Consider the following 454-nt stretch of genomic DNA (forward strand, 5'->3'; position numbering starts at 1 on the left):
AAAGACGTGGTAGCCTGCGATAAGCTTTGGGGAGTCGGCAAACAGACTGTGATCCAGAGATCTCTGAATGGGGGAACCCACTCAGCATAAGCTGAGTATCTTGTACTGAATCCATAGGTGCAAGAGGCGAACCAGGGGAACTGAAACATCTAAGTACCCTGAGGAAAAGAAATCAACCGAGATTCCCTTAGTAGTGGCGAGCGAACGGGGACCAGCCCTTAAGTTGATTTGAGATTAGTGGAACGCTCTGGAAAGTGCGGCCATAGTGGGTGATAGCCCCGTACACGAAAGTCTCTTTTCAATGAAATCGAGTAGGACGGAGCACGAGAAACTTTGTCTGAACATGGGGGGACCATCCTCCAAGGCTAAATACTACTGACTGACCGATAGTGAACCAGTACCGTGAGGGAAAGGCGAAAAGAACCCCGGAGAGGGGAGTGAAATAGAACCTGAA

At 49.6% G+C, this 454-nt stretch carries 1 rRNA gene; it reads left to right on the forward strand.

The features are described from left to right. Nucleotides 1-454, forward strand: a 23S ribosomal RNA gene (locus tag ACNFHO_RS27395); the annotation flags it as partial.

The sequence above is a fragment of the Pseudomonas sp. NY15374 genome, assembly GCF_048068255.1.
Classification (GTDB): domain Bacteria; phylum Pseudomonadota; class Gammaproteobacteria; order Pseudomonadales; family Pseudomonadaceae; genus Aquipseudomonas; species Aquipseudomonas machongensis.